The sequence below is a fragment of the Nocardia sp. NPDC003482 genome (assembly GCF_053588115.1).
The window spans coordinates 321592-334971 of sequence record NZ_JBSFPI010000002.1; the positions used below are offsets into that span (position 1 = coordinate 321592).

15 protein-coding genes are annotated in these 13380 nt (G+C 69.1%); 9 read left to right on the top strand and 6 right to left on the bottom strand.

Translation table 11 applies throughout. The features are described 5' to 3' along the window. Genes ACWDSJ_RS04595 through ACWDSJ_RS04605 form a run of 3 tightly spaced genes read left to right on the top strand, consistent with a single transcriptional unit; the run spans position 1 to position 2597 of the window. Positions 1-1638 (top strand): alpha/beta hydrolase, encoded by a 1638-nt coding sequence (locus ACWDSJ_RS04595; RefSeq protein WP_450029221.1) that lies wholly within the window; start codon positions 1-3, stop codon positions 1636-1638. Beyond that, the gene (locus ACWDSJ_RS04600) at positions 1635-2216 is read left to right on the top strand and encodes a hypothetical protein (protein ID WP_450029222.1); all 582 of its coding nucleotides are present in this window, start codon (positions 1635-1637) and stop codon (positions 2214-2216) included. The genes ACWDSJ_RS04595 and ACWDSJ_RS04600 overlap by 4 nt, the downstream gene beginning before the upstream one ends. 9 nt (positions 2217-2225) lie before the next feature. Next, complete coding sequence (locus tag ACWDSJ_RS04605; RefSeq protein WP_450029223.1) at positions 2226-2597, top strand: hypothetical protein; 372 nt, start codon at positions 2226-2228, stop codon at positions 2595-2597. A gap of 7 nt (positions 2598-2604) precedes the next feature. On the opposite strand, the gene glfT1 is transcribed toward ACWDSJ_RS04605, so the two are convergent. The 4 genes from glfT1 to ACWDSJ_RS04625 all read right to left on the bottom strand — a co-directional run bounded on the left by glfT1 (position 2605) and on the right by ACWDSJ_RS04625 (position 5889). Then, on the bottom strand, positions 2605-3510 hold the full coding sequence (gene glfT1 / locus ACWDSJ_RS04610) for a galactofuranosyltransferase GlfT1 (RefSeq protein ID WP_450029224.1): 906 nt from the start codon (positions 3508-3510) through the stop codon (positions 2605-2607). Beyond that, complete coding sequence (wzt, locus tag ACWDSJ_RS04615; RefSeq protein WP_387358752.1) at positions 3507-4328, bottom strand: galactan export ABC transporter ATP-binding subunit Wzt/RfbE; 822 nt, start codon at positions 4326-4328, stop codon at positions 3507-3509. The genes glfT1 and wzt overlap by 4 nt, the downstream gene beginning before the upstream one ends. 7 nt (positions 4329-4335) lie before the next feature. After that, positions 4336-5160 carry a galactan export ABC transporter permease subunit Wzm/RfbD gene (gene wzm / locus ACWDSJ_RS04620; protein ID WP_387358753.1) on the bottom strand — a complete coding sequence of 275 codons (825 nt, stop codon included), beginning with the start codon at positions 5158-5160 and terminating at the stop codon, positions 4336-4338. Between the two features lie 141 nt (positions 5161-5301). Next, positions 5302-5889, bottom strand: a complete 588-nt coding sequence (locus ACWDSJ_RS04625) for a bacterial proteasome activator family protein (RefSeq protein WP_450029225.1) — start codon at positions 5887-5889, stop codon at positions 5302-5304. A 231-nt stretch (positions 5890-6120) separates the two neighbouring features. On the opposite strand from ACWDSJ_RS04625, the gene ACWDSJ_RS04630 reads away from it, so the two are divergent. Continuing rightward, on the top strand, positions 6121-7323 hold the full coding sequence (locus tag ACWDSJ_RS04630) for a cysteine desulfurase-like protein (protein ID WP_387358757.1): 1203 nt from the start codon (positions 6121-6123) through the stop codon (positions 7321-7323). 2 nt (positions 7324-7325) lie between these two features. Here ACWDSJ_RS04630 and ACWDSJ_RS04635 read toward each other — a convergent pair whose 3' ends face one another. Next, positions 7326-8312 carry an NAD(P)H-quinone oxidoreductase gene (locus tag ACWDSJ_RS04635; protein WP_450029226.1) on the bottom strand — a complete coding sequence of 329 codons (987 nt, stop codon included), beginning with the start codon at positions 8310-8312 and terminating at the stop codon, positions 7326-7328. A 37-nt stretch (positions 8313-8349) separates the two neighbouring features. Next, on the bottom strand, positions 8350-8520 hold the full coding sequence (locus ACWDSJ_RS04640; protein WP_387358761.1) for a hypothetical protein: 171 nt from the start codon (positions 8518-8520) through the stop codon (positions 8350-8352). Between the two features lie 140 nt (positions 8521-8660). On the opposite strand from ACWDSJ_RS04640, the gene ACWDSJ_RS04645 reads away from it, so the two are divergent. The 5 genes from ACWDSJ_RS04645 to ACWDSJ_RS04665 all read left to right on the top strand — a co-directional run bounded on the left by ACWDSJ_RS04645 (position 8661) and on the right by ACWDSJ_RS04665 (position 13378). Beyond that, positions 8661-9836, top strand: coding sequence for an alpha-hydroxy-acid oxidizing protein (locus ACWDSJ_RS04645; RefSeq protein ID WP_450029227.1), 1176 nt, complete (start codon positions 8661-8663; stop codon positions 9834-9836). A 32-nt stretch (positions 9837-9868) separates the two neighbouring features. Continuing rightward, positions 9869-10357, top strand: a complete 489-nt coding sequence (locus ACWDSJ_RS04650) for a MarR family winged helix-turn-helix transcriptional regulator (protein ID WP_387358765.1) — start codon at positions 9869-9871, stop codon at positions 10355-10357. Positions 10358-10872: 515 nt separating this feature from the next. Then, entirely contained in the window at positions 10873-12579 is a 1707-nt protein-coding gene (locus ACWDSJ_RS04655) for an asparagine synthase-related protein (protein WP_450029228.1), read from the top strand. A 5-nt stretch (positions 12580-12584) separates the two neighbouring features. Further along, complete coding sequence (locus ACWDSJ_RS04660) at positions 12585-12860, top strand: PqqD family protein (RefSeq protein WP_450029229.1); 276 nt, start codon at positions 12585-12587, stop codon at positions 12858-12860. Next, complete coding sequence (locus tag ACWDSJ_RS04665) at positions 12857-13378, top strand: lasso peptide biosynthesis protein (RefSeq protein ID WP_387358771.1); 522 nt, start codon at positions 12857-12859, stop codon at positions 13376-13378. The genes ACWDSJ_RS04660 and ACWDSJ_RS04665 overlap by 4 nt, the downstream gene beginning before the upstream one ends. The last annotated feature ends 2 nt before the right edge of the window (positions 13379-13380 follow it).

Below are 13380 nucleotides of genomic sequence, written 5' to 3' on the forward strand. Positions count from 1 at the left end.
GTGACCACCATCAGTCATGTCCGTGGCTGCGATCCGCAGTCGATGATCGATTTCGCCGCCGACCTCACCACCCAGAACGACACGTTCACCGGGCGCGTCGAACAGATGGCCCGCGACGTGGACCGGGCCATGGACGGCTGGAAGGGCACCGGCGCGTCGGCCGCCTCCACTCGCGCGGTGTCCGAACGACTTTCGGGCAACCACCTGAGCACGGGGGTGTTGTCGATCGTCGACCGGTACAACTCCTACGGCCCGCAGCTGTCGGCGACCCGGTCCGCCCTGCTCACCCTCGTCGATCACGAGATACCGAAGGCGGGCATGACCGTCGACAACGCGGGCAATGTCACCGCGCCCCGGGTGCCCGCCGTCGCGGGCGCCATCGATCCCGCCCTCGCGTCGATCATGCAGCGAAACCTCGACGGCCAGGCGACCAGCCTCCAGTCCCGCTTGAAGAAGCTGCTCACCCAGTTCGGCACCACCGAAACCACAGCGGCACAGGCCATCACGACCGCGATCGGGCAGCTCGGCCAGTACGAGAAGCATCCCGACGGGCCGCCGATCAGTCCCCAGGTCCAGGCCATTCTCGACGGCAAGGCCCAACTGCCCACCGATCCGAAACAATTGCACGACCTCTGGGAGAAGCTCACCCCCGCCGAGAAGGACGCGCTCTACGCGCGAGATCCCTTCCTGGGCAACCGCAACGGCATCCCGCAGGCCGACCGCGACCACTACAACCGCCGCACCCTGGTCGATCTGCGCGCCGACACGCAACGCCGCCTCGACGAACTGCTGGCGCACAAGCCGACCGACAAGACCCAGCTCGACGCCTGGCAGAAGCAGGTCGAGGCCGCCAGGCACGAACTGGCGGGGTACGACGCCGTCGCCAAGGGCCTGCAAACCCGCCCCGGCGAACCGCCGCGGCTGCTGTCGCTGCTCGACGGGCGCGGGCACGCCGCGATCGCCATCCGCAATCCCGACACCGCGGGCAATGTGGTCACCCACGTTCCGGGGGTGGAGGCCGATCTCAGCAAGATCGGCGACGGCGTGGAGCGCGCCGAACGCGAACGCCGCGCGGCCGAATTGGCCGACCCGTCCAAGCAGACCTCGGCCATCGCGTGGTACGGCTACGACTCCCCGCCCAAGCTGAGCGACTTCGTCCATGGCGGATATGCCGATACCGCCGCCGCGCCACTGGACGGTTTCCAATCCGGGTTGCGCGTCACGCACGAGGGCGACCGCTCGTCCAATACCGTGATCGGGCACAGCTACGGCGCGACCGCGATCGGGCACGCGGCCAGCGGCAGCCACACCCTCGACGCCGACAAGATCGTGCTCGTCGGCAGTCCCGGCATCGATGTCGACAAGCCGACCGATCTGCATCTGACCGGGGTGCGACCCCAGGACAACGCCCAGCACGTCTGGGTGACGACCAATGCGCACGATCCGGTCAAATTCGTTCCGAACTTCGTGCGCGGCCCGCAACCCTGGTCCACCCCGGGGTACGGCCAGCAGTTCCACTCGGACGCGACCGGTTTCTGGTGGAATCGCGGGGCACACAGTTCCTATTTCGATCCAGGGAATTCGGCGTTGACGAATATGGGCAAGATCATCAGCGGCGTCGGGACGCCGACGCGATGACCCGCGTGGCGTGGTCGCTCGCGCTGGTCGCCGCGGCGGCCGTCGCGATCACCGGCTGCGCGCACGAATTCGGCTCCCGAACGGAGAAATCGGATATGACACAACACGTTCCGGTCGACACCACCCTCACCGAGGAGCGGGCGCGGCAGCGGATCGTCGAGATCCTCACCGACACCCTGCGGCGGCTGCCCGCCGAGATCGCGCTGACCTGGCAGCACCCGCGGTTCCCGGACACCGTCTTCGGCGACGCCACGGTCGTGCCCTGCGTCGACGACGACAGCGTGCCCGATCCGCCCTACAACGCCGCCGCCGACTACTGGATCTCCGGGATGCCCGGCGACGGCGGCGCGCACTACCGCGATCTGTTCGAGCGGGCCTGGCGGGACCTGGGCTGGCGGCCGCTGCGCGACGAGCGGGATCCGGGGATGCCGCAGCTGCGCGCCGGGACGCCCGACGTGTATCTGCTGACGCTGACCCAGAATTCGCGCGGCGACCTGGCGCTGTCGGTGTCCTCGCCGTGTTTCCCGAACCACGCCCGGGGCGGGACGCCGATGCCGTCCGTCATCACCCATCCCTGAGGTACGGCCATGTCCGAGAACGACTTCGAGGAACTGGGCGTGAAGGTGCGCCGCGCCCAGCGCGCCCTGGCGGAGATTCGCGGCGTCGGGACGGCCGACGGGATCGAGGTGGTGGTCGACGCGGAGAACCACCTGCTGTCGATCTCGCTGCCCGAGGCCGAAGCCGTGCTCGCCGCGTTCGCCGCGGCCGTCGCCGACAAACGGGAGCGGGTCGAGGCGGCGACGCGCGAGCTCCGCGAGGACGAGCGGGTCGAGGCGGCGTCGACCTTCCTGCGCGCCAATGCCGCGCTGGTGGAAGCCGAACGCGCGCAACGGGATTCGTCGGAGTCCTACGACGACCTCGCCGCGCGCGGCTCGGGCTGGTCGGAGACCAGCTACTGAGGCCGCGTCAGTCCGGCTTGTGGAACTGTTCGCGGCGGCCGAGCCGGCGCAGCCGCAGCCATTCGGCCAGCCCGGCCGGATCCTTCTGCTGCACCAGGAAGAACCACGAGAACCTGGCCCATTCCTGCGGCAGCAGTTTGCGCATTCCGGGCTGGGACATCAGGTAGCCGCGGTTGCGGTAGGTGAAGTAGCGCTTGACCGGATCGTCGGGGTACTGGGTGTGCATGCGGCCGCCGAGGATCGGCTTGAACTCCGCGGAGCCGTTGGGGTGCAGGTACGCCGTTCGCAGGCAGGTGCCGAACGGCAGGCCCGAGCGCACCAGCCGCCGGTGCACCTCGACCTCGTCGCCGCGCACGAACAGCCGCAGATCCGGCACGCCGATCACGTCGACGGCCTTCGCCGACAGCAGCGCGCCGTTGAACAGCGAGGCGATGCCGGGCAGGAAGTCCTCGTCGCCCAGCTCCGAGCGCAGCCGCCGCCACACCACCCCGCGCCGCAGCGGGAAGGCCAGCCGGTCCGGTTCGTCGATATCGGCCACCACCGGCGAGACCTCGGCCAGTCCGTGCCGCCGCGCGCAATCCATCAGCGTCGCAAGCACTTCCGGGCCCTCGGGGCGGCCGTCGTCGTCGGCGAGCCACACCCAGTCCGCGCCCAGGGTCAGCGCGTGCAGGATGCCCAGCGCGAATCCGCCCGCGCCGCCGAGGTTGTGCTCGGAACCCAGGTAGGTCGTCTCCACCGACTGCTGCGCCACCAGCTCGCCCACCTCGGGCTCGTTGGCGTTGTCGACGACGATCAGATGATCGACCGGACGCGTTTGCGCGCTCAGCACCTTCAGCGATTCGGCAAGCAACTCGCGCCGCTTGTGGGTGACGACCACCGCGATGATCTTGGCCGTTTCGCCGTATTCGGTCATGCGGAGTTCCGCTCCAATTCCCGTTCCTTTTCCAGTTCACGCTGGATCTGCGCGACGTGGTCGCCCGCCTCGGGGCCCTCGTAGGCCCGCACGACGTCGACGATATCGCCCTGCATCTTCATCTGCCCGTGATCGATCCAGATCGCGGTGTCGCAGAGCTGGGCGAGGAATTCGTTGGAATGGTTGCAGAACACCAGGATTCCCGAGCGCGCGACGAGATCGCGCAGCCGGTTGCGGGCCTTCTTCATGAACTCCGCGTCGACCGCGCCGAGCCCCTCGTCCAGCAGCAGGATCTCCGGATCGATCGAGGTGACCACGCCCATCGCCAATCGCACCCGCATACCGGTGGAGTAGGTGCGCAGCGGCATGTCGAGATAGTCGCCCAATTCGGTGAATTCGGCGATCTCGTCGACCTTGGCCAGCATCTGTTTGCGGGTCTGCCCGAGGAACAGCCCGCGGATGATGATGTTCTCGTAGCCGGAGATCTCCGGGTCCATGCCCACGCCGAGATCGAACACCGGCGCCACCCGGCCGCGCACCCGCGCGCTGCCGCGGGTGGGCTCGTAGATGCCCGAAAGCAGCCGCAGCAGTGTGGATTTGCCCGCGCCGTTGTGGCCGACCAGGCCGACCCGGTCGCCCTCCTTCAGCGAGAGCGTGATGTCGCGCAGCGCCTCGACGACGACGACGTCGGATTGGTTGCGCCCGATCGCGCCGCCCGCCTTGCCGAGGAACGCCTTCTTCAGCGAGCGCGATTTCGCGTCGAAGATGGGGAATTCGACCCAAGCGTTGCGGGTTTCGATACTCACGTGGTCGGTCATCGAGCCTTCACACCCAGTAGGGGACGCGGGAACGGAACTGCTTCAACGCCAGGATGGCCACCGCCCAGCCGACCACCGTGATGCTGCCGACGATGATCCAGCTCAACGGTTTCTGCGCCTCGCCGAGCAGCGGCGCGCGCACGATCTCCAGGAAGTGGAACGTCGGCACCAATTCCACCAGACGCGCCCGCTCGCTGACCGACCCGCCCTGGGCGTGCAGCGCCTTGGTGGTCCACATGACCGGCGTGAGCACGAACAGCATCAGCGTGGTGCTGCCGAGGATCGGCGCGATATCGCGGTAGCGGGTGGCGAAGATGCCGAACACGATCGACACCCACATCGAGTTCAGGAAGATCAGCAGCATCGCGGGCAGGGCCAGCAGGCTCGACCAGTGCAGGTGATGCCAAAGGCCCAGCGCCGGAACCATGATCACGTAGATGACCAGGTTGTGCGCGAAGAACAGGAACTGCCGCCACACCAACCGGTAGACGTGCACGCTCAACGCCGACGGCAGCTGTTTGATCAGGCCCTCGTTGGCGATGAAGACGTCCGAACCCTCGAGGATGCTGGCCGAGATCACGTTCCAGATGATCAGCCCGACCGTCACGTACGGCAGGTAGTACCGCAGGTCCTGATTGAACAGCGCCGCGTACAGGATGCCCATCGCCGCCGCCTGCACGCCGGTGGCGATGGTGATCCAGAACGGGCCGAGCACCGACCGCCGGTACCGCTGCTTGATGTCCTGCCAGCCCAGCGACAACCACAGTTCCCGCTGCGCGAATCCGCCGCGTAGATCGTTGAACGCGCGTCCGAAGGTCAGGGAATCCGACATGAGTGGTACCGAGGTGTCGACCGGGCGCTGTTCGGCGGTCGCCGAATCGGCTGGAGCAGCTGCAGGCACAGTGCTCGACCTTAGCGCAGATGCGAACGATCCCGGTCCGAGCGATGCGGTACGGGACCGGGCGCCCCTGCCCTACAGGTACTGCCCGCTGGTTGGTCCGCCCCCGGCCGGACCGCCCTCCTGCGCGCCCCGCATCCCCGGCGGCAGCGCGTGGCGCATCTGCTCGAGCTGCGCGCGGGCGGCCATCTGCTGGGCGAACAGCGCGGTCTGGATGCCGTGGAACAGCCCCTCCAGCCAGCCCACCAGCTGCGCCTGCGCGATGCGCAGCTCCGCGTCCGACGGGATCGAGTCGTCGCTGAAGGGCAGCGCGAGGCGCTCGAGTTCGCTGCGCAGATCGGGGGACAGGCCCTGCTCGAGCTCCTGGACCGAGGTCTTGTGGATCTCCTTGAGCCGGGTGCGGCTCGCGTCGTCGAGGGGTGCCGCCCGCACCTCCTCGAGCAGCTGTTTGATCATGGTCCCGATGCGCATGACCTTGGCGGGCTGCTCGACCATATCGGCCAGCGACTCGTCCTTGGCGTCCTTGCCCTCACCGTCGTCCTCGTCGCCGACCACCTGGCCGCGCACGGGCGTCTCGCCCTGGGCGCCCGCGGGAACGATCAGCGGGCGGCCTTCGGGCCCGATCACCACGATGGAATCCGGTGCTCCGTCCGAATGCGTCATGATCTCCATCATGTCGCGTCCGGGCTCATCGCGCTAAGTCGGGGCGGAGCCGGGGCGAGTATTCTGTTGCGGTCTTGTCCGCCTCGTGGTTCGGTCTCGGTGAAAGTCGGTCGCCATGCTGCGTGATGTCTCGCCCGGTTGCCCGCGCGTCCGCCGCGCGGCCGCCGGTTATCGATCGGTTGGCGCTGACACGGTTACGCCGACTTGCCCGCTGCCCTTAGAGTGGCCCACATGACTTACGACGTCGCACGGGTTCGGGGCCTGATACCGTCCCTGGGCGACGGCTGGATCCACCTCGACCCGCAGGCGGGCATGCTGGTTCCGGATTCGGTATCTCGTGCGGTGTCAACGGGTTTCCGCACCTCGGCCTTCTCCCACACCAATCGGCACGGGGCCGCCAAGCGCAGCGGCGCGATCCTGGACGCGGCGCGCGAGGCCGTGGCCGATCTGGTCGGCGGCGACCCGGCCGGGGTGGTGCTCGGTCCCGATCGCGCGGTGCTGCTGGCCTGGCTCGCCGAGTCGCTGAGTTCGCGGCTCGGGCTCGGGACCGGGATCGTGCTGTCGCGCCTGGACGACGAGGCGAATGTCGCGCCCTGGTTGCGGATCGCCAATCGCTATGGCGCGCATGTGCGTTGGGCCGAGGTCGAGATCGAGACCTGCGAGATGCCCGCGTGGCAGTTCGAGGAGCTGATCGGCCCGACCGCCCGTCTGGTGGCGTTGACGGCCGCCTCGCCGATCGTGGGTTCGGCCCCGGCGGTGCGGGTCGCCGCGGACCGGGTGCACGAGGTCGGCGGGCTGCTGGTGGCCGATTGTTTCGGCGCCGCGCCGTACGCGCTGATCGATATCGACGAACTCAACGCGGACGTGGTCGCGCTGTCCGCGCCCGCGTGGGGCGGCCCGCAGATCGGGGCCCTGGTGTTCCGCGATCCCGCGTTCCTGGACCGGATTCCGTCGATGTCGCTCAATCCGTACGCCAAGGGCGCGGAGCGGCTCGAGGTCGGCGGCCACCAGTACGCGCTGCTGGCCGGGCTGACCACCTCGATCGACTATCTGGCCGGGCTGGACGAACAGGCGGGCGGCACTCGCCGTGAGCGCCTGGAGGTTTCGATCACGTCCTTACAGGACTACCACGATCACCTGTTCGAGCATCTGATGGAGGTGCTCGACCGCATCCCCGATCTCACCGTGATCGGCCGCGCCTCGACCCGCATCCCCACGGTCAGTTTCACCATCGCGGGCATGCAGGCCGAGAAGGTCTCCGCCCGCCTCGCCGACCATCGCATCGGCACCCTGAGCGGGGTGCACGGCGGCAGTCGCCTGCTCGACGCGCTCGGCGTCAACGACGAGGGCGGCGCGGTGACCATCGGATTGGCCCCCTACACAACGCGATTCGAGATCGATCAGCTCGGTCGCGCGCTCGCCGCCCTCGACTGAGCTCAGTCGCGGATCCGCAGCACCACCTTGCCGACGGTCTCGTCGGAGTCGAGCAGCCGATGCGCCCGCGCGACCTCGGCGACGGGTACCTCCGCGTGCACGACGGGTGCGACGGTGCCGTCGGCGATCGACGGCCACAGGTGCCGCCGCAGTTCGGCGATGATCTCGGCCTTGCTCGACGGCCCGGTGGCGGGGCGGCGGCGCAGATTGGTGGCGTGCACGGTGCCCCGCTTGCCCAGCAGCGCAGCCAGATTCAGTTCGGCGCGCACCCCGCCCTGCATCCCGATCACGCAGAGCTGCCCGTCCTCGGCGAGCGCGGCGACATTGCGCTCCAGGTAGGCCGCGCCCATATTGTCGAGAATGACGTCCGCGCCGCCCAATTCGCGCAGGATCGCGGCGAAGTCGTCGGTGCGGTAGTTGATCAGCACGCTCGCGCCGAGCTCCTTGCAGCGGTCCAGTTTGCCCGGCGAACCCGCGGTCACCGCGACCCGCGCGCCCCGGCTCACCGCGACCTGGATGGCGTGCGTGCCGATACCGCTGCCGCCGCCGTGGATCAGCAGCAGCTGACCCGCCCGCAGCCCGGCCCGCATCACCAGATTCGACCAGACCGTGGCCGCAACCTCGGGCAGCGCCGCCGCGGCGGCGAGATCGAGACCCGCCGGAATCGGCAGCACCTGGGTCGCGGGCACGACCACCCGTTCGGCGTACCCGCCGCCGGACAGCAACGCGCACACCTGGTCACCGGGGGACCAATCGGCAACGCCCGCACCGACTTCCGCGATCACCCCCGAAACCTCGAGGCCGATGATCTCGCTCGCGCCGGGCGGCGGGGGATAGTTGCCCTGCCGCTGCAACAGATCGGCCCGGTTCACCCCGGCCGCGGTCACATCGATGGCGACCTCGCCGGGCCCGGGCGGCGGTAGATCGGGCACCTCCGCCCACCGCATCACCTCGGGCCCACCGAATTCGTCGAGTGTCACTGCGCGCATACCGCGACCTTACGACGCCGCGAACGCGCGGCCCGCGTTACGACTCGACCGCTTCGCGCTTGGCGGTCTCCGCGTCGATCCCCTTGGCCATCTTGCCGAGCGCCTCCCGCAGCTCGTCCGCGTTCAGCGCCTCGTACCCGGGAATCCCGGCGGCCTCCGCGCGCCGGCGCAGATCCGCCAATCGCTCGGCATCCGACATCTCGACCATGACAACTCCTTTCGTCGCCGGGCGATTACCCCGGACACGCCGCGCGACACCCGCACGCCGCCCAGTTCACGGCATGTTTCCCGGTCCGCTCCCCGGTGTTTTCCACCGGCGTGGCCGTCCCGGGGACTAGCGTGTCGCGGGTGAGCAGCTTCGCCGACTTCCAGAACGAGATCTATCTGGCCGGACTCTCCGGCGCGGTGCCCGGATTACCCATGACCGCGGCCGGTTTGGAGCGCCGCGCGCGGGAGGTTCTCGATCCGGCCGCGTACGCCTATGTGGCGGGCAGCGCCTCGGCGGAACGTACGGCGGCGGAGAATGTCTCGGCCTTCGACCGGCATCGGCTGCTGCCCCGGATGTGGCGCGGCGCGAGTGACCCTGGGGCGCGCGATCTTTCGGTGGAGGTGCTCGGCACGAGGCTGGCCGCTCCGGTGCTGACCGCGCCGATCGGCGTGCTCGGCCTGTTGCACGAGCGCGGCGAGACCGTGGTCGCGGAGGTGACCCGGGAACTGGGCATCGGCATGGTCCTGTCGACCGCCGCGTCGTCGACGATCGAGGAGGCGGGCGCGGCGGCCGGGGCCTGGTGGTATCAGCTGTACTGGCCGGGCGATCACGAGTTGGCCCGCTCGTTCGTCGACCGCGCGGTGAAGGCGGGCGCCCGGGCCGTCGTCGTCACCGCCGACACGCCCGGCATGGGCTGGCGGCCGCGCGATCTCGAACTCGGACATCTGCCGTTCCTGCGGGGCGAGGGATTGGCGAACTACCTGTCCGATCCGGTCTTCCGCGCCAAGCTCGCGACCGCGCCCGAGGAGAGCGAGGAGGCCCTGCGGATGGCCGTCCTCACCTGGATCGGCCTGTTCGGCAATCACACCCTGCGCCCGGCCGATATCGCGAAACTGCGGGAGTGGACCGATCTTCCGATCGCGGTGAAGGGCGTGCTGCACCCCGACGACGCCCGCGCGGTCGTCGACGCGGGCGCCGACGCGGTGGTGGTGAGCAATCACGGCGGCCGTCAGGTCGACGGCGCGATCGCCGCGCTCGACGCCCTGCCCGCCATCGTGGCCACCGTCGGCGATCGCGCCGACGTCCTGTTCGATTCGGGCATCCGCACCGGCTCCGACGTCATGGTCGCGCTCGCCCTCGGCGCGAAAGCCGTTCTCTACGGCCGTCCCTGGGCCTACGCCCTGGGGGTGGCGGGTCGCGACGGGGTCCGGCACGCCCTGCGTCTGCTCCTCGCCGATTTCGACGCGACCATGGGCCTGTCCGGTTGTGCCACGGTCGCCGCCCTCGATCGCACGCTGCTGTCCAGCAAGCGGTGATCTTCCCTTTTATCCACTTCTAGAATGTCGCTATGCCAGACGAACCGAGCGGTCGCCAGGCCCCGGCCACCAGATGGCTGACCGCGGCCCAGCAACGCGCCTGGCGCGCCTACATGGACGGCCACCAGCGCCTGATGTCCGAACTGAACCGGCAACTCCAGCGCGACAGCGACCTGACCCTGCCGGAGTACCGCATCCTCGTCCTCCTGTCCGAATCCCCCGACCGCTCGCTGCGCATGAGCGACCTCGCCGACGGCGTGCTGTCCTCCCGCAGCCGCCTGACCCACCAGATCCGCCGCATGGAGGAACAGGACCTGGTCCGCCGGACCAGCGCCGAGGAGGACGGCCGCGGCGTGCGCGCGCACCTGACCGAGGAGGGCATGCGCCGCCTGCGCGCCGCCGCGCCCGGACACGTCACCGCGGTTCGCCGCGATTTCATCGATCTGCTGACGCCGGAGGAACTGACGGTGATCGGCGAGGTCTTCGAGCGGGTGGACAAGGAGATCAACAACCGCTCGTAATTACGCGATGGAATTTGTCCAAGCGGAAACGATGACGTCAGTGAACGATTCAAGCGGACGCTAGGTCGATTATTCGACCGCGAACACAATATTCGGGACATAAAATTGCCCGAAACCGTCGACGGTGTGCCCTTCGCGGAGCTACCGTAGAGATCTGTCGGATTTCATGCCGGACCGACACTCACACTTCTCGACGCACGCGATCGAGTCCCCGAATTATGGGAAACAAATACTCATCGGTCGGATTATCGCGGCGTTCGAACACGTCTCGTCGACGAGAGACGAAAATGCGAAGGAGGTGAAATGAAATGCCGAAGATGTCCTACATCGAGCCCGAGGTGATCCGCCTCGGCAGCATCGAGGAGCACACCGCGGCCCTGACCCACGGTCCGCACGACCTGCTGGGTAAGGGCAACATCCTGTAATCCGGGAACCCCTCCCTCCGGTGTGTGTCCGGCAACTCCCCGGAGGGAGGGTCCGCCGAATATTCGGTGAACGAGAGGTGGCCGCGCATTATGCGTGAATTGTTTTCGGCTGATCGGGTCGGCTGCGCGGGCCGGTTGACGCTTCCGCATCGGGGAGCGCCCATTGATTTCGCGCACATTCCCTATATCGCCTTTCCTGAGCGGGCAATTCCCGCGAGCCCCGCGTACCTGCGACAATGGCTGCGGCCGGGCTGCGCGGTACCCGAGTCGCCACCGCGGCCCACCTATTTCGCACTGGGCGGTATTCTCCGCCGCTCATCGGACGACGATCTGATCGATCGAATCTCCTTCGCGCTGCGCACCGGCGCGCACGCCCGGCTGGCCGAGGTGCCCGGCGATCTCGTCGGCTGTCTGGTCGCCGCCGACCGGGTCTATCTGTTCCGCAGCCTGTTCACCCGTGACACCCTGTTCTATCGGCAGTCCGGGAACACCCTCGAATGGTCCAGCGACCCCGCCGATCTCGTGCCCGACGCCCTCGACGCGCTCGACCGCGACACCCTGCGCCGAATCTGCCGGGGCGACAGCGTCTTCGCCTATCGCGGGCTGGGCTGGCTCCGGCCCGGGCACCTGCTGATCTTCGACGGTCACACGGCCCGAACCGTGCGCTACGACCGGATCGAACCGGCGCCGCTGCCGCGCGGCAGCACCATGCGCGACTACGCCGACCGCGCCTGGGAACTGCTGCTGGCCGCGTGCCGCCCCTACGCGGACAGCGGCCGCGTCGGCCTGCTCCTGAGCGGCGGACTGGATTCGGCCGCCGTGGCCGCCGCCCTGGTGAGCGCGGGCGCCGACGTCACCGCGTATCACCTCGACACCCCCGACCCGCTCGCCGACGAATCCGGTTACGCGCGTGCGGTCGCCGGGCACCTGTCCATTCCGTTCACACCCATCCCCACCGATATCGGCCCCGGCTATCTGGATCCGCGCTGGCGCTTCGCCCACCCCTACAACCACACCGGTTTCCGCTGGCTGGAGCAGGCCGTGCGGCGGGTCGCCGAGGACGGCGTCGGGCTGCTGACCTGGGGCCGCGACGGCGATCTGCTGTTCGGCCCGCTGCTGCGCTACGGCGTGCGCGACGTGCTGACCGGGCGGGTGAGCCGGTCGGAGAAGCTGCTCATGCTGCGCGGACTGCTGTCCTCCCGCTGGCGCACGTCGAGCCTGATCGCGAGCGTGCGCGGCTCGTATTCGCTGGTCACCGAGAACGCGCCGATCGGCGAAAACGCCCATCACACAGACTTTCTCGTGCCCGCGCTGAACCCGCCGTTCGAATTCCCCGATCCCGAATTCGTCCCCGAGGAACAGACCACCGACCTCGCCCTGTCCTGGCCGCACGGCGTCACGTTCTGTTCGCCCATGGCCGACCGGGAACTCTACGAACTCCTGACCGGTATGCCGGTGGCCTACCGCTGTGTCGCCCACGGCGGCCGGACCATCGGCAAACCCGTGCTGCGGCTGCTGCTCCAGGACCGGTTGCCCCCGGTGATCTGGCGACGGCACGGCCGGATGTGGCCGGATTCCCCGCACGAGTCCTTCTGCATGAACCACCCCGCCGTACTCGCCGACCTGCTCGGCCCCGACGCGCTGCTGGCCCGGCTGAACATCGTGGACCCGCGGCGGCTGGCGGCGGTCCTGGCCGATCCGATGCTGTTGCGCCGCAACGCCGAAACCCTCGTCTACACGGCCATGACGGAACTGTTCCTGCGTGGCCTCGAACACCGCACCCCCGTGAGGAGCTGATCCCCGTGCCCCTGCTGCGACTCGGCGACGACGCCGTCCTGGACACCACCGACGGCGTCGGCATCGTCATGGACACCCGGGCGGGCGAGTACTTCCGCCTCAATCCCACCGCGACCCTCATGCTCGGCGTCGCCCAGCGCTGCGACACCCTCGACGAGGCCGTGCGCGAACTCGCCGAACTCATCGACGCCGAACCCGGCGTCCTGCGCGCGGGCCTGGCGAAACTGACCGATCAACTCGCGGCGCACCACCTGCTCGCCCCCACGGACACCCCGCGATGACCACCCTCGCCGACCGCCTCGAGGCCATGCTCACCGATATCGACGGCGTCCCCGCCCCGCCCCGGCCGCCGATCCGCCTGCGCGCCTACGCCGTTCACCACACCTGGACCGCGCTGCGCCTGCTCCGCACCCGCGGCTGGGGCCCCGCCCACCACCACCTGCGCGACCTGAGTCCGGGCCCGCGTCCCCTGACCCACCTCGCCCCGGCGGTGGCGATCCGCCTGGCCCGCCGCGAGGTCCTCTACAGCCAACTGACCCTGCGCGTGACCCACCCCGACGCCCTCTGCCTGCCCCGCTCCCTGTCCCTCGCCACCTACCTGTCCGCCCTCGGCCTTCCCGCCGAGGTCATCGTCGCCCGCGAACGCACCTGCACCAACCCCCGCTACTCCTTCCACTCCTGGACCGAGCTGTACGGGGAGGTGCTCAACGACAATCCGGACGTAACACTGGGTTTCGCGGTGCTGCAACGCGTCCGGGCCCGCGCCCTGACCGACCGCGCGCCCGGTGTGCCAGCATGAGC